This is a genomic window from Brevibacillus brevis, from assembly GCF_900637055.1.
Classification (GTDB): Bacteria; Bacillota; Bacilli; order Brevibacillales; family Brevibacillaceae; genus Brevibacillus; species Brevibacillus brevis.
The window spans coordinates 6357835-6375226 of record NZ_LR134338.1 but is presented as its reverse complement, the minus strand read 5'-3'; the positions used below and the strand labels follow the sequence as shown (position 1 = coordinate 6375226).

At 48.4% G+C, this 17392-nt stretch carries 15 protein-coding genes and 1 riboswitch; of the genes, 13 read left to right on the top strand and 2 right to left on the bottom strand.

Annotated elements, in window-relative coordinates; translation table 11 throughout:
* Positions 1 to 14: 14 nt before the first annotated feature.
* Complete coding sequence (locus EL268_RS30885) at positions 15 to 845, bottom strand: MetQ/NlpA family ABC transporter substrate-binding protein (RefSeq protein WP_106654964.1); 831 nt, start codon at positions 843 to 845, stop codon at positions 15 to 17.
* A gap of 101 nt (positions 846 to 946) precedes the next feature.
* Positions 947 to 1049, bottom strand: a riboswitch (SAM riboswitch).
* A 220-nt stretch (positions 1050 to 1269) separates the two neighbouring features.
* Between EL268_RS30885 and EL268_RS30880 the strand changes: the two genes are divergently transcribed.
* The 11 genes from EL268_RS30880 (at position 1270) to fumC (ending at position 14397) form a co-directional block, all read left to right on the top strand.
* The gene (locus tag EL268_RS30880) at positions 1270 to 1626 is read left to right on the top strand and encodes a Na-translocating system protein MpsC family protein (protein ID WP_174769461.1); all 357 of its coding nucleotides are present in this window, start codon (positions 1270 to 1272) and stop codon (positions 1624 to 1626) included.
* 197 nt (positions 1627 to 1823) lie between these two features.
* Positions 1824 to 2897, top strand: a complete 1074-nt coding sequence (locus EL268_RS30875) for an ABC transporter substrate-binding protein (protein ID WP_106654962.1) — start codon at positions 1824 to 1826, stop codon at positions 2895 to 2897.
* An 80-nt stretch (positions 2898 to 2977) separates the two neighbouring features.
* Positions 2978 to 3910 (top strand): nucleoside hydrolase, encoded by a 933-nt coding sequence (locus tag EL268_RS30870; protein WP_106654961.1) that lies wholly within the window; start codon positions 2978 to 2980, stop codon positions 3908 to 3910.
* 26 nt (positions 3911 to 3936) lie between these two features.
* The gene (locus EL268_RS30865) at positions 3937 to 4758 is read left to right on the top strand and encodes an ABC transporter permease (RefSeq protein ID WP_106654960.1); all 822 of its coding nucleotides are present in this window, start codon (positions 3937 to 3939) and stop codon (positions 4756 to 4758) included.
* Between the two features lie 5 nt (positions 4759 to 4763).
* Positions 4764 to 5552 (top strand): ABC transporter permease, encoded by a 789-nt coding sequence (locus EL268_RS30860; protein ID WP_106654959.1) that lies wholly within the window; start codon positions 4764 to 4766, stop codon positions 5550 to 5552.
* A 15-nt stretch (positions 5553 to 5567) separates the two neighbouring features.
* The gene (locus tag EL268_RS30855) at positions 5568 to 6629 is read left to right on the top strand and encodes an ABC transporter ATP-binding protein (protein ID WP_106654958.1); all 1062 of its coding nucleotides are present in this window, start codon (positions 5568 to 5570) and stop codon (positions 6627 to 6629) included.
* A gap of 18 nt (positions 6630 to 6647) precedes the next feature.
* A complete protein-coding gene (locus tag EL268_RS30850; RefSeq protein ID WP_106654957.1) occupies positions 6648 to 8357 on the top strand; it encodes an adenine deaminase in 1710 nt (569 codons plus the stop codon).
* 237 nt (positions 8358 to 8594) lie between these two features.
* Positions 8595 to 10079 (top strand): lytic polysaccharide monooxygenase, encoded by a 1485-nt coding sequence (locus EL268_RS30845; RefSeq protein ID WP_106654956.1) that lies wholly within the window; start codon positions 8595 to 8597, stop codon positions 10077 to 10079.
* Between the two features lie 170 nt (positions 10080 to 10249).
* Entirely contained in the window at positions 10250 to 11605 is a 1356-nt protein-coding gene (locus EL268_RS30840) for an MATE family efflux transporter (RefSeq protein WP_106654955.1), read from the top strand.
* Between the two features lie 173 nt (positions 11606 to 11778).
* Entirely contained in the window at positions 11779 to 12456 is a 678-nt protein-coding gene (locus EL268_RS30835; protein WP_115984399.1) for an MgtC/SapB family protein, read from the top strand.
* A gap of 552 nt (positions 12457 to 13008) precedes the next feature.
* On the top strand, positions 13009 to 14397 hold the full coding sequence (fumC, locus tag EL268_RS30825) for a class II fumarate hydratase (protein WP_106654952.1): 1389 nt from the start codon (positions 13009 to 13011) through the stop codon (positions 14395 to 14397).
* Between the two features lie 63 nt (positions 14398 to 14460).
* Here the strand turns inward: fumC and EL268_RS30820 are convergent, their stop codons facing one another.
* Positions 14461 to 15228, bottom strand: a complete 768-nt coding sequence (locus EL268_RS30820) for an SDR family oxidoreductase (RefSeq protein ID WP_106654951.1) — start codon at positions 15226 to 15228, stop codon at positions 14461 to 14463.
* 214 nt (positions 15229 to 15442) lie between these two features.
* Here EL268_RS30820 and EL268_RS30815 point away from each other — a divergent pair, with 214 nt between their 5' ends.
* Both EL268_RS30815 and EL268_RS30810 read left to right on the top strand, forming a co-directional pair.
* Complete coding sequence (locus tag EL268_RS30815; protein WP_373863430.1) at positions 15443 to 16117, top strand: response regulator transcription factor; 675 nt, start codon at positions 15443 to 15445, stop codon at positions 16115 to 16117.
* Positions 16107 to 17216: a sensor histidine kinase gene (locus tag EL268_RS30810; RefSeq protein ID WP_106654949.1), complete on the top strand. Its 1110-nt coding sequence runs from the start codon at positions 16107 to 16109 to the stop codon at positions 17214 to 17216. Before EL268_RS30815 ends, EL268_RS30810 begins: the two co-directional genes overlap by 11 nt.
* Positions 17217 to 17392 lie beyond the last annotated feature (176 nt).

Here is a 17392-nt window from a genome sequence, read left to right as displayed (position 1 = left end):
TCCTGGCGTCGATCTTACCAGGACGGCAGTACAGCTCCTTCAAAACGTTCGTCGATGAATTTTTTCACTTCTTCTGAACGGTAGATGTCGACCAGCTTTTTGACAGCTGGGTTGTCTTTATTGGTTTCGTTGGCTGCCAAGATATTCACGTATGGAGAGTCAGCCGTCTCGGCGAAGATCGCATCTTTTTTCGGGGAGTAGCCAGCTTCCATCGCGAAGTTCGTATTAATCGAAGCGACCTCTACGTTCTTCAGCGAGCGTGCCAGGAAAGCAGCCTCCAGCTCTTTGAATTGCAAATTTTTTGGATTTTCTATGATGTCCAGTGGTGTTGCGTTGTCGCCCACGCCATCTTTGAGTTTAATCAAGCCAGCTGCCTGATAGAGCAAGAGGGCGCGTGCTCGGTTGGTCGGGTCGTTTTGAATGCCGACAACGCCGCCTGCCGGGATGTCCTCGACTTTTTTATGCTTGGTGGAGTATAGGCCCATTGGGTACGTGACGGTTTTTCCGACCTCGACGATCTTTGTTTTGTGATCTTGATTGAACTTCGCCAAGAACGGGATGGTTTGGAAGCTGTTTACATCGAGATTTCCTTTATCGAGCGCTTGGTTCGGCTGTACGTAATCATTGAAAACGACGACTTCGACGTCGAGTCCTTTGCCTTTGGCGACTTCTTTTACTTTGTTGAGAATCTCTTCGTGCGGGCCGCCAGTGACGCCCACTTTGAGTGAGGTTTGTTCAGCAGCAGTGCCGCCGTTAGCAGGCGCAGCTTCTTGTTTACCGCCGCAAGCCGTTACGAGCGATGCAGCGAGCAGTAGTGTAGTGAGCAGTAGACCAGTCTTTTTCATGAAAATACCCCTTTTCTCTGGATGTAAGATGGAATAGAAAAAGCCTCTTCCGACAGAAGAGGCGAAAACTGCGAGTATGTATCCACACTGCAACAATACCTCTCTTATCTGTCGGAATAAATTCCGCTGGATTTGGCACCGTATCGTTTGTGATAGGTTGCCGAGGTGTCATAGGGCCAGTCCCTCAACCTCTCTTCATAAGAGAATGTGCTATGAAATTATCATTCCAAACATTGCTGTTAATTCTTATTTGGATAGTTGGATTATAACGACTGATTTTTTCGATGTCAACTGTTTTTGCAAACGAATGACTTGGTGGAAAAATGTGAAATTGATCTAAATACGAATATTCTATTGAAGAATTAAAAAATCATTTGTATAATGAGAGCGAATGAACCCGATACCAGCTATCGCAGGTGATGACATGACTCTAGTGGACTCCAATGAAACCAGAAAAAAGCTGTCTGCCATCTATAATGAGATAGCAAAAGAGTTGTTCGGATTTGGAACGACTTTGCTCCGAGTCACGATTGAAAATCAGATGATTACGTTCCAAGCCAAGCATCGCCGCTCTCCGCGCTCACAAGCGTTGGAAGGAGAAGCGCCGGCCCTCAAGCTCGAAGTCGATTTTCGCATGTCTCTTCTTTATAAGAAGAAACTGAAAGAACGACTGGAAGAAGAGATGGGGTTGCCGTTGGAAGCTGTGTTGCGGGACTATGATGCGCCTACGCAGTGGGCAATCACGAATGTTATTTTAGCTGAATCAGAACTGAATACCTGACGCAATCGTTCGGATTTTCTCTTTTGATCTATCTTAAGGGGAGACCGTAGACTTTGCGTAAAAACGGGTGTCACTTCTCTTTGTTTACGAAGAAAAGTGCTCTTGTTTAGAATGATACGTTCTAATCAAGGGTACTTTTCTTTTTATTGTCACACCATATTTTGTCATCAAATGAACTCAACTGGAGGAGAATTACGATGAAAAAATTACTTGCTGGAATCCTGTCTTTTTCTGTGATGTCACTGGCTCTTGCTGGCTGTGGCAGCAATGATCAACCACAAGCGGGAGGGGCTGGCGGCGAAGCCAAGGGCGAACCACAAAAGCTGGTCATCTCCACATGGGGCTTCTCCGAAGACTTTTTCCGCAAAGAAGTATATGAGCCGTTTGAAAAAGAACATAACGTGAAAATCGTGCTGGAAATCGGAAACAACGCAGAGCGTCTGAACAAAATTCGCCAAGGCAGCTCCGATGTAGACTTGATCTACCTCTCTGACTACTATGCACAGCAAGGAATTGAGAGTGGCGCATTTGAAAAAATCGACCGCAGCCGCATCACGAATCTGGATCAAATCTATGATATTGCCAAAGCACCACTGGGCGAGGAGTACGGTCCAGCTTATACGATTGGCCAATTCGGGATTGCTTACAATCCAAAGCTCGTGAAAACCGAGATCAAGGATTGGAAAGACCTGTGGAACCCAGAGCTGGCGGGCAAGCTGACACTGCCAAGCATTACGTCTACGACAGGCCCAATGGTTCTCGACAGTGCATCCCAGGTAGCGGGCAGCAAGGAATTTAACGAGGATCAAGCATTCGCGAAAATGAAAGAAGTCAACCAAGGTGTAGTGAAGTTCTACGACAAGACCTCCGAATACGTGAACATGTTTGGCCAAGAAGAAATCGGCGTAGGACCGATCATGGAAATGTACTTTAAAGATATCAAAGCAGCTGTGCCAGAAGCGGTGTTCGTAGCACCTGCAAGCGGCGGATATGCGGTCATGAATACGGTTAACATCGTAAAAGGCTCGAAAAACAAAGCACTCGCAGAAGACTTTATCAACTACCAGCTGAGCAAGGAAGTTCAGGAGAAAACAGCAAAAGCGAAAATCGATTCCCCTGTAAACAAGACAGTTCAACTGTCAGAAGAAGAAGCAAAAGGCGTAACGTACGGCGAAGAAACTGTAAGCAAGCTGCAAATGCTGGACATGAAATTCGTTAACGAGCACTCCAAAGCATGGATTGACCGTTGGAATCGTGAAATCACGCAATAACGAACGATAGAAAAACAGAGGCGAGGGTATAGACATTTACGGATATACCCTCGTTTTCTTGAGGAAGAGGAGGACCACTCGTGAAGCAAAAGATCATTCTTGATGTGGATACGGGCATTGATGATGCGCTGGGCATTATTCTCGCTGTGAAGAGCGGGCAATTGGATCTGGTTGGCATTACGACGGTGAATGGCAACGTGTCGTTGCGAAAAGCCACAGAAAACACGTGCAAAATTCTCGATTTCTTGCAAGTCGGCGAGCAAATCCCTGTCGTCCGTGGCGCGTCTGAACCGCTGCTGCGACCGTTGTTTTTCGAGCACGCCGTACATGGTGAGGATGGCTTGGGAGGTGCGCTTGCCGGAGTTCCGGTTTACAAGGAACCGACTGCTGGCTTTGCTCCTGATTTCATCGTAGACAACGTACTTGCTCATTCCGGCGAGATTACACTCATCATGACGGGGCCGTTGACCAATTTGGCGCTGGCGGTAAAAAAATGCCCGGAGCTTGTCCAACACGTCAAGGAAGTCATTTTCATGGGTGGAGTGGTCCGCGAGCACGGCAATGTAACGCCAGTTGCGGAGTACAACATGTACGTCGATCCAGAAGCAGCCAAGGTTGTGTTTCATGCCGGATTCCCGCAATTGACGCTGGTTGGACTGGATGTGACGCGAAGAGTGCTGCTGAACGAGGAGCATATTCGCGAGCTGGGAGATACACCGATGGGCGAGTACGTAAGACAGAGTACGTCTGATTACCTCCATCGCTATTTTCAGCGAAATGGCATCTATGCGTGCGCCATGCATGATCCATTGGCTGTCGCAGTCGCACTCGATCCGAAGCTGGTGAAGACGCAAAAGCTGTATGTGGATATCGAAACGAGAAGTGAGCTGTGTGATGGGCAAACGGTTTGCGACTTTCAAAACCGCCTGAAAAAAGAACCGAACATAAACGTCTGTCTGGACGTAGATGCAGATGCGTTCTTTGCGCGTTTTCTCGGCGCATTGAAAGCCTGACGATACCGTGAACAGGAGTTAATCAGATGAGAAAAACGGGTCTTTATTTATTGCTGTTGCCAGGTGTGCTGTTTTTGACGCTGTTCATGGTCATTCCGATCGTGATGACGATTGCGTCCACCTTTTATCAAGAGGGTAGCTTTACAATCCAAGGCTATCTCCAATTTCTTACCGACGCGTACTTCCTGAAAATTATGCTGACGACGCTTCAGGTCAGTCTGGTCACGACGATTGCATGTGTTCTGATTGGTTTTCCTGCCGCGTACTACATTTCCAAGCTCAGCCCACGCAAAAAGGGCATCCTGCTGGCATTGGCGATTTTTCCTTTGCTGACCAGCTCTGTCGTGCGGTCGTTCTCTTGGATGATTATTCTCGGAAAAAAGGGCTTGTTGAACAGCTCGCTGCTTGCAATCGGGCTCATCGATAAGCCGTTGGAAATATTGTATACGCCGACTGCGATGATGATTGGTTTGATTCATTTGTTCCTGCCGCTGATCATTATTACGCTCGTGGGTGTGATGGAAAACATCGACCCGGATTTGCTGAAGGCGGCGGAAAGCTTGGGTGCTTCCAAGTTGACGGCCTTCTGGAAGGTCATTGTGCCGCTTAGTGTACCGGGACTCATCATCGGTAGCATCCTGGTGTTCGTCGGAAGCTTGACTGCCTACACCACGCCAGCCCTGCTAGGTGGAAAACAGCGGGTCATCTCCACGTTCCTGTATCAAAATGCGATTACGCTTAATGATTGGCATTTGGCATCTGTCATTGCCACGATCATGATTGTCATTACATTTGTCGTCATCTATTTCATGAACAAGCTGGCGACGAAATTAAATCCGAAGGGGTAGAAGCTATGCAGGAGAAAAATCGCGGGTTGGCCCTGTTTACCTCTCTCGTCTTTCTGTTTTTGCTAGGGCCGCTCATTATCATTTCTTTTACGTCGTTTGAGCCGGGGAGCGTCTTGAAGTTTCCGCCGGAGGGCTTTTCCTGGCGGTGGTACGAAAACATTTTTGAGGTAGAAATGTTCATGACGACGTTCAAGACGTCGATGTTCGTTTCCTTGTTAGGGAATCTATTGGCACTCTTGTTGGGGATTCCGGCTGCCTATGCGCTCAGTCGCTTTGATTTTCGGGGCAAAGGCATCCTGAATGGCATTTTCATCTCACCGGTCCTGATTCCTGGCATCGTGATGGGTTTTGCCATGCTGAAATACGTCATCGTCGTGTACGAGTTGCCGATCTATGCGGGACTTCTCGTCGGTCATACGGTGCTGATGCTTCCATTTATCATTCGCGTCATTGCATCTTCCTTGTCCAACTTTGATTTCGCCATTGAAGAAGCGGCTTTAAGCCTTGGGGCAGGTCGTCTCGAAACCTTTTTCAAAGTCGTCTTGCCAAATATTCGCTCCGGGATTATTGCTGCGATTCTGATCGCTTTTCTGGAGTCGTTCAACAACGTAGATATCTCTGTTTTCATGACGGGACCAGGGGTAAGCACGCTGCCGATCCAGATGCTGACGTACGTAGAAAACAACTTCGATCCGACGATCGCCGCGATTTCCGTGCTGCTCATGATTCTTACGGCTATTCTCATGTTCATCATTGAACGTCTGATGGGGCTTTCCTACTTTACAAAACGATAACGGAGGCATCAACTCATGGCATTGCTCACGCTGGAAAACGTATCGGTTGCCTATGACAATCAATATATTTTGCAAAACTTCAATCTCAATATCGAAAAAGGACAGCTCATCTCTTTGCTCGGTCCGAGCGGTTGCGGAAAGACGACGACACTGCGTTTGATTGCGGGTTTTCTGGAAGCAAAAGATGGAAGGTTCATGTTTGAAGGAAAAGATTATACGCGCGTTCCGGTCAACAAACGCAACTTCGGGTTTGTGTTCCAGAGCTATGCGCTGTTTCCGCACCTTTCTGTTTTCGATAACGTGGCGTTCGGTTTGCGCCTGCGCAAGGTCAATGAAACAGAGGTAAAGACTCGGGTGCAGCAAATTCTCGAAGTCGTGAGTCTCGGCGGCTACGAAAAGCGTTTCCCGAAGGAGCTGTCCGGTGGTCAAAGACAGCGCGTGGCGATTGCCCGGGCACTGGTGATTCAGCCTGACCTGCTGCTGTTCGATGAGCCGCTCAGTAACCTCGATGCCAACCTGCGGATCAACATGCGCGTAGAAATCCGTCGCATTCAGCAGGAGCTGGGAATTACAACTGTGTACGTATCGCATGACCAGGAGGAGTGCTTCTCCATCTCGGATCAGGTGGCGATCATGAACAAGGGTGTGATCGAGCAGCTCGACGATCCAGCCACGATTTTCAAATATCCGAAGACGGAGTTCATCGCCCGCTTTATCGGTTTTACCAACTTCATCGACTTCGCAGAGCGCACCGAGCAGAACGGAGAAATCGGCTTGCGTGTTGGGGACCATGATTTTACCGCGTCCAAAAATCCAGGTACGGCGAATCCGTCCGGCAAAAAATGCGCAATGCGACCAGATGACCTCCTCGTGACGACAGAAGAGAGTGCTGAGGCGGGAATGAACCGTCTGCGCGGAACAGTAAAGGTAAGCACGTTTTTGGGACGCAGCTATCAATATGTCGTGGAAACAGAGTTGGGTGACTTCACGGTCAATCAAGAGATGGAGACACCGTACAAGACTGGCCTGAACGTCAATCTGCTGTTTCCAAAAGACAAAGTGGTACTCGTGGACTAAAGACAGGAGGTTATTTTCGTGAAGGTCGATTTGTTGATTCAAGACGTCCAAGTGTTTAACAGCTATTTTAAAAAGTTCATCAAAGGAAATGTCGCTGTACTGGATGGACGCTTCTTCTATATCGGTGAGCGGGGTACGGAAACATTTGAAGCTGCCGAGATCGTGGACGGACAAGGCCGCTACATGATTCCTGGTCTGGTCGATATTCACTTGCATATTGAGAGCACGATGGTGACACCGGAGACGTTTTCCTTTGGCTTGATTCAAAACGGAGTGACGACGATCGTACCGGAGCCGCATGAGATGGCCAATGTGTTCGGAATCGAAGGGATCAAAGAGATGATTCGTGCGAGCCGTGATTGTGTCGTTGATATGCTGTACGCGATCCCGAGCTCCGTACCAGCTACCTCGATGGAAACGACAGGTGGGTCTGTCGAGATTGCAGACATGGACGAGCTCTTGCGTTCTGAAGAGATCATTTGCCTCGGCGAAATCATGAATTATGTAGACATCATCAAGGACCCTGACTGCAAGACGAATCGCATCCTGGAGCATATCCGCAAAACGTATCCAAAGCTCGTTATCGAGGGGCATGTCCCGAAATTGCTCGATTTGGACCTGCATCGCGTCATTTATGCGGGGGTGGACTCCGATCATACGCACCAGACGCGTGAGGGCATGGAAGCGAGAATTGCAGCGGGCATGTTTCTGGAGATTCAAGAAAAATCGATGACGGATGAAGTCATGGACTATTTAATCAAGGAAGATGTTTCTGAGCATTTTTGTTTCGTGACGGATGATGTGATGACCGATTCTTTGGTCAATCGTGGACATTTGAACCATATCGTGAAAAAAGCCATGCAAATGGGCATGCAGCCGGAGCGCGCGATCTACGCAAGTACATTTACCCCAGCCAGACGTATGAACATGACGGATCGAGGGGCGATTGCTCCTGGCAAAATAGCGGACTTCCTGCTACTATCCGATCTGCATGAACTCAAGATCGAACGCGTCTACAAAAATGGGGAAAAAGCTTATGACGCCAAGGAAGAGTACCGACAAGTGGTCAAAGAGAAGCAGTTTCCTGCGCATTTTTATGAGAGCATCAAGCTATCGCCGCTTACAGAGCAAGATTTCCGCGTCACAGTAGATGTGCCGGACAATCGCTATCCATGTCGGGTCATGCTCGTGCAAAACGGTTCTACTTTTACAGAGGATCACCGTGGAATCGCTGAGGTGCGGGAAGGACAACTTTTGTGGGAGGAGAGCCCGTACGGCTTGATCGCCGTCTTTGAACGCTATGGCAAAAACGGCAATCGCGGTTACGGCTTGATCAGCGGCGATACGATCAAGCGAGGGGCGGTAGCCACCAGCTATTCGCATGACAACCACAATCTCTTGGTTGTCGGACACAATCCGCACGATATGATGGTCGCAGCCAATGAAGTCATCCGTAACCAGGGCGGCTTTTACGTGGTCGAGGATGGCAAGGTGATCGCGAGCCTTCATTTGCCTGTCGGAGGCATTTTGACAGAAGAACCATTGGAAAAAACCGCAAAGGAAGTCGAGCAACTTCGTCGTGCTATGGAGTCGCTCGGTTACGATCACTACAACCCGATTATGTCGATCAGCACGCATTCCTTACCGGTCAGTCCAGCCTTGAAGCTGACGGATCTGGGGTTGATTGATGTAAATGACGGGAAAATCGTTCCGTTGCTCTTGATGTGATAAAAGTTGCTTGCTGAGAATATTATTTTCGGCAGGCAATTTTTTTTGATCAAAAAGTCCCGAAAGAAACATATAAATTTTTATGCATAGGTATACACTCCCGAATCATCTCCCTATTTTCTGACTGGAATTCGGGTATTTGGTAGGTTTTGGTTTAGGTATTCAGAATCTGTAATACTGGAAAAATTTTCTGTAACATGGTATTCGATCCTAATCCAGAAAAGAGGAGATAGATAAATGGATACTGTAGGGTTGAGAAACAAACTGTGCAGTAAAGGGCTGTCGCTTTTGTTCATGCTGGCAATGATGCTGGTGGCGGGCGCAGCTACTCTCGTGTTCGCTGAGAAAGCCTCGGCTCACGGGTACATCGAATCGCCAGCGAGTCGGTCTTACTTGTGTAAGACGGGGCAAAACACAGGCTGCGGTCAAATCCAATGGGAACCGCAAAGCGTGGAGGGCATTGGAGGGTTCCCGCAATCGGGTCCGGCTGATGGTGAATTTACCGGTGCAGGCCGCTATCCGGAGCTTTACGCACAAACAGCAGATCGCTGGACCAAGGTTACCTTGCAGGGTGGACAAAATGCGTTTACTTGGAATCTAACAGCCCCGCATAGCACAGCGGAGTGGAAATATTACATCACGAAAAAAGATTGGAATCCTAACAAGCCGCTTGCCAGAGCGGATCTGGAACTGTTCTGTTCGTTCCAGGACGGAGGGAAAAGACCGCCATTCACGGTAACGCATTCGTGCAATGTACCGACAGATCGCAGCGGTTACCACATTATTTTGGCTGTTTGGGAAATTGCTGATACGGGCATGGCGTTTTATCAGGCGATTGACGTGAATTTGATTAACACGGGAACAGGAGTCGTAGAACAGCCTACCGTTCCAGGCAATGTAACTTCTGTGTCGCAAACAGCTACAAGCATTGAGCTAAGCTGGACAAAATCCGTGGCATCTGAGGGAATCAAGCAATACGATGTGTATCGCGATGGTAAATTAATCGCATCAACGAAAGAAACAGCTTACACGGACAAAGATTTGACGCCTGCTACGGCTTACAGCTACACCGTTGTGGCGGTCGATGGAAAAGGGAAAGAGTCTAACGCGAGCAAAGCACTTACCGTTCGCACAAAAGCTGAAGATATCGTGGATACAGAAGCACCGACGGCACCAGCAGGAATCATGACTCACCATCCAACAGAGACAGAAATCGACCTCATGTGGAGTCCTTCCCGTGACAATGTCGGCGTAGTGAAATACGAGGTGTACCGTGACGGTTCCCGTGTAGGGTCAGTCGAGCAGCCTTCCTTTGTTGATAAAGGATTAACAGCAGGAACATCTTATACGTATACGATCAAGGCAGTTGATGCGGCAGGTAATATTTCCGAAGAGAGCGCACCTTTTGCTGCAAGCACAACAGAGAAAAAGCCTGAAGTACCAGGTGAAATCGCCGAGTGGGATTCCTCTGCTGTGTATGTACAGGGAGACCGTGTCTTGTATGATGGACTGGAATTCGTAGCAAAATGGTGGGTAACTGGTGAACAGCCAGACCGTTCCGATGCGTGGAAACTGGTAGGCGATGTCGTACTGTCGTGGGATTCCGGCAAAGCGTATGATGGCGGAGCGCAAGTGAACTACGAAGACAAGGTTTATGAGGCAAAATGGTGGACCAAGGGCGAAGAGCCAGGGAAAGCCGATGTATGGAAGCTGGTTGAATAATGTTGCAAAGCCCGGGTGATCTCCCTGGGCTTTTGTTTGTCTAAATGCACCCAGTATTTTGCTGATTCCTACTTGTTTTGATATACTTATAATTTGAACGATAAACAGTCTCCTGCTACATTGATCCGGGATTGTTTGCCCATCTTATAAGGTTAGAAGGAAATGAAAAATTGAACGAAACCTATTCGCTAAAAGAAAAATGGCGACAGTTTTTGGCTGTATTGCTTCCGATTTTGATATCACAACTGGCGCTATTTTCGATGACGTTCGCCGATACCATCATGTCTGGACATGCCAGTCCGACAGATTTGGCGGGTGTAGCGATTGGGGCTAGTCTGTGGACTCCGGTTCAAGCAGGCTTGACGGGGATTCTGATGGCTGTCATGCCGATGGTTGCCCAGATGGTAGGGGCAGGAAAACGAGAGCAGGTTCCTTACACGGTTATGCAAGCCTTGTATTTGAGTGTGGGGATTGCGGTCGGTGTCATCATCATCGGTGGTTTGGTGCTTGATCCGATCCTGAACTGGATGCAACTGGAGCCTGAGGTGCGCACGATTGCTCGCGGCTTCCTGCATGCAATCGCTATTGGAATTATTCCGATGTTTCTTTATACGGTGCTCCGCTGCTTTATCGACGCATTAGGACAAACACGGGTAACGATGTTCATTACCCTGCTTTCATTGCCGATCAACGTCTTCTTGAACTACGCTCTTATCTTTGGTAACTTTGGCTTGCCTCGACTGGGCGGAATCGGTGCTGGGCTTGCATCTGGCATTACGTACTGGTGTATTTTGCTGATTACGCTGTTTGTCGTGAATCGCGTACACCCATTCGTTGAGTTCGGTTTGTTCTCCCAATTTCACCGGATCTCGATGAAAGCATGGAAAGAGCTGCTGAAGCTGGGGCTTCCTATCGGATTTTCGATCTTTTGCGAGGTTAGCATTTTTGCGGCCGTCACTTTGTTCATGAGTGAGTACAGCACGATTACGATTGCGGCGCATCAGGCAGCGATGAACTTCGCATCATTCCTGTACATGGTGCCATTGAGCATATCCATGGCGTTGACGATTGTCGTGGGCTTTGAGGTGGGAGCCAAAAGGTTCCGGGACGCGAAGCAGTACAGTTATATGGGGATAGGTATCGCTCTTGGTATCGCCCTCATGTTTGGAATTAGCTTGCTAATGTTCAGTGAGCAAGTGGCTGGTTTTTACACGACCGACATCGAGGTGTTGGAGCTTGCCCAGCATTTCTTGATGTACTCGATCCTCTTCCTGATCTCTGATGCCGTTGCGGCTCCTATTCAAGGGGTGCTGCGCGGGTACAAGGATGTGACCGTTACCTTTATCGTTGCGCTGATATCTTATTGGGTGATTGGCTTGCCTCTGGGATACATTCTGGCGCAATTCACTTCGCTTGCAGCATTCGGATACTGGATTGGTCTGATTACGGGATTGGCTGCCGGTGCCATCTTCCTTTTTGGACGTCTGCTGTCGTTACAGAAACGCATGATTCGCAGCCATTCATAAGGAAACAGATAAGCGGAAAATCCCTCATAAGGGGGTTTTCCGCTTTTTGCATGAACAGACAAGGGCTCGTTTACACTAGGAGCAAGACGATATATACTTTCTATCATAGGAAATGGAAGATAACCTGACATCAAGGCAGATGGGGGGAGAAACTCATGTCACTCTCGGCATTCATGACGTATGATTTTTTGCTAAAACTAGGAGTCGCACTATTTCTGGGTTTACTGATCGGAATGGATCGACAGCTCAAACACAAACCGCTTGGTGTCAAAACCAGTATGGTCATCTCGGTAGCGAGCTGTCTCATTACGATTGTCTCCATTGAATCCGTGCATCGATTCTCCATGCCCGGACACACCAATATGGACCCACTTCGACTGGCTGCTCAAATTGTGAGCGGTGTCGGTTTCCTTGGGGCCGGTGTGATTTTACGCCGGAGTAATGATGTCATTTCGGGTTTGACCACAGCATCGATGGTCTGGGCAGCTTCTGGACTTGGGATTGCAGTAGGAGCAGGATTTTATTTTGAGGCAGTAACCGCGACGATCCTCATTATTTTGGCGATTAATTTGTTCCCGATCATTCTTCGCTTGATTGGTCCGGAATCGCTCAGACAAAGAGATTTGTCGATCAAGATTGTGGTCGAAGGCGGGGGCGATTTAGATTTGGTATTCAAGCAGATTAAGCACCTCGATCTGCAAGTGAAGCGGGTCAAAGTCAAAGACTTGGACAATACGTTGCAAAAGCTGGAAATGATGATTACGGCATCGGAAAATACGTATACGACAGATATTTACAGCTTGCTGAAGGCCGTCGATCATGTCATTTCGGTAGAAGTAGAAAGCAGATAATAAGGAATACTAGAAGACGGAGGCCATGTGTGGCTTTCGTCTTTTTCATTTCATTTTCAAGTGGCTGTCGTGAGGGAAGAAGCGCATTTCCAGTCTACGCTTCGGCCTCCGCCCTGCTGAGGGTGAAGACTGTCCGCTTCGGAAAAAATGGCGGGAGCGCTTCAAACGTAGATGTTTCGAGGAAGGATTCCATAGGTGAAGCTGAAATTCCCCGCCATTTTTTCCTACGCTGGGTCGGGCTCCAGAGGCGCTTGGACTGGAAATGCGCTTCTTCTACGGGGGCTTTTTGTTTACTTCTTGGAAGGGAGCTCATGAAGTCTCCCTGAGTTGCTTACAAAACGTTGTAAAAGCTCCTACTACACACAAGCTGTACGAAAGCTCTGTCACATGTCTTCCCCCGACCACAACCGTTGGAGGACAGCATTATTCTTTCTGAAAAAACACTTCATCCCTTGCTAACAAGAATGAAAATCATTATCATTTTAGTTGAGAAGAACTGCTTCATTCCCTTTTTGACATAAGTAATACGTTCGATATTGAGGAGGATGCGAGATGGAATTCAGAATTGAAAAGGACACGATTGGAGAAATAAAGGTTCCGGCGGATAAGCTGTGGGGCGCCCAAACACAACGTAGCTTCCAAAACTTTGAAATCGGCGAAGAAAAAATGCCACTTCCATTGATTCGCATGTTTGCCATCCTGAAAAAAAGTGCTGCTCTGGCGAATCAAAAGCTGGGCAAGCTCGACAATGAAAAGGCAGAAGCGATTGTGGCGGCAGCAGATGAAGTGATCCAGGGAAAATGGGATGAGCATTTCCCATTGGTTGTCTGGCAAACTGGCAGCGGTACGCAATCCAACATGAACGTTAACGAAGTCATTGCTCATCGCGCGAACCAATTGCTTCAAGAGAAGGGCAGCTCGGCTCGCATCCACGCCAACGATGATGTGAATAAATCACAGAGCTCCAATGATACATTCCCGACAGCGATGCACATGGCTGGACTGGTCGCTATCGAGGAGCAAGTACTGCCTGCACTCCAGCTGTTAAAGGCAACGCTGAAAGAAAAAAGCGAAGCCTATATGGATATCATCAAAATCGGTCGTACGCATTTGCAGGACGCGACTCCGCTGACGCTGGGCCAAGAATTCAGCGGTTGGGTACGCATGCTGGAAAAATCCGAAAAGATGATCAAGGAGAGCAATGAGTACCTGCGTGAGCTGGCGATTGGCGGAACAGCGGTAGGAACAGGCATCAATGCGCATCCGCGCTTCGGTGAAATGGTCGCGGCAGAAATCAGCAAGGAAACCAACCATCAATTCATGACCGCAGAAAACAAGTTCCACGCGCTGACCAGCCATGACGAGCTCGTTCATGTACATGGTGCCCTGAAAGCACTGGCAGCGGATTTGATGAAAATCGCCAATGACGTGAGATGGCTGGCGAGCGGCCCGCGTTGCGGAATCGGTGAGATTATCATTCCAGCGAACGAGCCAGGCAGCTCCATCATGCCAGGCAAGGTGAATCCGACCCAAAGCGAAGCGATGACGATGGTCGTGTGCCAAGTGATGGGCAACGATGCTGCCATTGGCTTTGCTGCTAGCCAGGGGAACTTCGAGCTGAACGTGTTTAAGCCAGTGATCATCTACAATTTCCTGCAATCCGCAAGATTGTTGGCAGACGCAATGAAGTCCTTCAACGACAATTGCGCAGTAGGCATCGAGCCTGATCTGACAGTGATCAAAGAAAACCTGAACAACTCGCTGATGCTGGTGACGGCGCTGAACCCGCATATTGGCTATGAAAATGCGGCAGCCGTAGCGAAGCTGGCTCACAAAGAAGGCATCACTCTCAAGGAAGCGGCGATCAAGAGCAATTTGCTGACCGAAGAGCAATTCGATCAAGTCGTGCGCCCTGAACAAATGATTCATCCAAAAGAATAGCATCCTCATAAACAAAACCGATGGTCCCGTGCTTGTGGCCATCGGTTATTTTTTTGAGAACCATTACAGATGCGAGCCGCCACTTGCATCAATCAATTGACCGGTTACCCAACGGCTGTCCGAGGAAGCGAGGAAGGCGGCAATATCCGCTACATCATCAGGTTCTCCCCATCTGTTGAAGGTGGAAAGTCCAGCGGCGTACTTCTGCCCATCCGGATTATTTTGCAACGTGCCAGCATTCATCTCGGTGTTAATAATGCCCGGCAGAATCGCGTTTACCGTAATATGACGGCTCCCCAGTTGTTTAGCCAGAGCTAGCGTCAGTGTGTTAATAGCCCCCTTCGATATACTGTAAGTGAACACACTTGGGGAAGCTGCACGAGTCACAAAGGATGAGAGATTGATGATACGCCCTTCCTCTCTTAGGCGGGGCAAAGCTTGTTGGATCATAAAAAACGGTGCTTTGACATTGATGTTCATGACCTCGTCAAACGATTCTTCGGTAGCCTCTTCCAGCGTTAAGATTTGTCCGATCCCAGCATTATTGACGAGAATGTCAAAACGATGATCTCCTGTACGCTTCTGCAGTGCTTCGTCCAATGTCGCATAGAAATCGCGAATGCCGTCAAGGGTGCGCAAGTCTGCACCGATTGCGAATGCCTGGCCTCCCGTTCGTTCGATCTCCTGTACGACTGCTTCTGCTTCTTCTTGTCTTCTTCCATAGTGTACGACGACCAATGCGCCATCCTGTGCCAGACGTAATGCGATGCCACGACCAATCCCACGGCTTGCTCCGGTTACCAATGCCATTTTCCCTTTCAAATTACGCATGGTTTCATCTCCCCTAATTGAAATTCAAGTTAGTTATAACACAAGGGGATGTTTGAAATGTTGCTCTCTCACTCGCTCGGTTGGTCTTGTGAACGGAATGGCGATAATGATAATAAACAATCACTTGCTTTACCTTTTCTTTAACAATTCTTGATATAGTGATGCTATCTATATCTACCATGCACGAGTTCGGAGGTGTTTGTCCGTGAGGATTATGATTGTAGATGACGACAAAGAGATTGTAGAGCTGATGGCGATATATTTGAGCAACGAAGGGTATGAGATCGAAAAGGCTTTTGACGGTCTGGAAGCGATGGAGAGGCTGGAGCAGAAGCCCATTGATCTCGTCATTCTGGATGTGATGATGCCCAATCTGGATGGGCTGGAAGTGACTAAGCGAATACGAAAAAACTCGACCATCCCCATCCTGATGGCGAGTGCCAAAACGAATGATATGGACAAAATCCTGGGCTTGATGACGGGTGCAGACGATTATGTGGCGAAGCCGTTTAATCCGCTGGAAGTGATTGCGCGGGTCAAGTCTCTCCTGCGACGGTCGAACTACACGCAGGCAAACAAACAGGATCATGTGATTGAGGCGGGGCCATTGATTATCGACAAGCAAAGTCACTTCGTTCAGACAAAGGAAGGCACCCCGATCAAGCTGACGGCATTGGAATTTTCCGTCCTGCATCTTCTGGCAAGTCATCCGAATCGGGTATTCAGCTCGGAAGAAATTTTTGACCGCTGCTGGAAAATGGAGAATTTCGTTTCCTACAAGACGGTAATGGTTCACATCAGCAATCTGAGAGAAAAGCTGGAGAAGGCGACCAATGGCGAGAAGGTGATACAGACGGTCTGGGGGGTCGGCTACAAAATTGAAGCTTAGAGCCAAGGATTTTATTCGCATCCTTTTCGATTTGCTGCTTGGCCTCATGATCATCTACGCTGTTTTTCAAATGGCTGATTTTTTTGCCAACAACTATTTGTACACCATCCCGGAAATCAGAGAGTTCATCTGGAAGTTGCGGGTCAATTTCGATATCAACTCCTTTAAAATCCCAATTATTTTGTTGGCAACCGGTATGTTTGCAGCGTGGTCCGTCGTTCGTATCCGCAAGTACTTGGAACAAAAGCAAATGGAACAAATCATTAACGAGCTGCATTTCATTGCAAAAGGCAACTATCACCACCAGATTTCCATTCGTCCGAACGGCAGCTTGGGCCAAGTCGTCGATAGCATCCATGCTCTAGTCAAAAGCGCCTTAGATGCGATGGAGGAGGAGCGGCGGCTGGAGCAATCGAAGGATGAGCTGATCACCAACGTTTCCCATGATCTGCGAACGCCGTTGACCTCCATCATTGGCTACCTTGGACTGATTGAGCAGAACAAACACCAGGACGAAGAGAAGCTCAAGCATTACGCACATATTGCCTATGAGAAGGCCAAACAGATGAACGTGCTCGTCAATGATTTGTTTGAGTACACGAAGGTCCGCAATCGCGGGGCGTATTTGAAGCGAACGCAGTTTGACTTGGTAGAGCTGGTTGAACAAGTATCGGTTGGCTTTCGACTCGTGGCGAATGAGGCAGGGCTGCGTTTAATCGTAGATACGCCTGATCAAAAAATCGAAATGGCAGGAGATACCGACAAGCTCGTTCGCGTTCTGGAAAACCTCATTTCCAACGCCGTGAAATACGGACACGATGGTACAGAAATTATCATTCGCGTCTTCGAGCAAGGAGAAGGTGTCGCGATTTCTGTCGCCAATAACGGAGCGCCGATCCCGGCTGAATATGTGCCGAGCTTGTTTGAACGCTTTTTTCGGGTGGAGGCCTCACGTTCGAAAGAGACAGGAGGCTCGGGTCTCGGTCTCGCTATCGCCAAAAGCATCATCGATTTGCACCAAGGCAGCATTTCCGTCGAAAGCACAAACGAATGGACGACCTTTACCGTTCGGCTGCCACGTACAATCTCAAGCATTTGAGAAAAGCTTTACTTTTTCTTTACCTTTCGTTTCCGTTAATTTTAATCGAAAAGTCTATCCTGACTGCATGAAGGTTACAGCCTTTGTTTTTTGCAGGTGTAGGAGGGCTTTTTTTATGAGGAAAACAACATGGGCTGTGCTCATGCTCACCATATTCTTTGGGTTGACGCTTTTAC

Coding starts and splice junctions, on each gene's coding strand:
- EL268_RS30815 (WP_373863430.1), top strand. CDS start 15,443: ATGATTGTAGATGACGACAAAGAGATTGTAGAGCTGATGGCGATATAT.
- fumC (WP_106654952.1), top strand. CDS start 13,009: ATGGAATTCAGAATTGAAAAGGACACGATTGGAGAAATAAAGGTTCCG.
- EL268_RS30880 (WP_174769461.1), top strand. CDS start 1,270: ATGACTCTAGTGGACTCCAATGAAACCAGAAAAAAGCTGTCTGCCATC.
- EL268_RS30885 (WP_106654964.1), bottom strand. CDS start 845: ATGAAAAAGACTGGTCTACTGCTCACTACACTACTGCTCGCTGCATCG.
- EL268_RS30820 (WP_106654951.1), bottom strand. CDS start 15,228: ATGCGTAATTTGAAAGGGAAAATGGCATTGGTAACCGGAGCAAGCCGT.
- EL268_RS30855 (WP_106654958.1), top strand. CDS start 5,568: ATGGCATTGCTCACGCTGGAAAACGTATCGGTTGCCTATGACAATCAA.
- EL268_RS30845 (WP_106654956.1), top strand. CDS start 8,595: ATGGATACTGTAGGGTTGAGAAACAAACTGTGCAGTAAAGGGCTGTCG.
- EL268_RS30865 (WP_106654960.1), top strand. CDS start 3,937: ATGAGAAAAACGGGTCTTTATTTATTGCTGTTGCCAGGTGTGCTGTTT.
- EL268_RS30875 (WP_106654962.1), top strand. CDS start 1,824: ATGAAAAAATTACTTGCTGGAATCCTGTCTTTTTCTGTGATGTCACTG.
- EL268_RS30835 (WP_115984399.1), top strand. CDS start 11,779: ATGACGTATGATTTTTTGCTAAAACTAGGAGTCGCACTATTTCTGGGT.
- EL268_RS30860 (WP_106654959.1), top strand. CDS start 4,764: ATGCAGGAGAAAAATCGCGGGTTGGCCCTGTTTACCTCTCTCGTCTTT.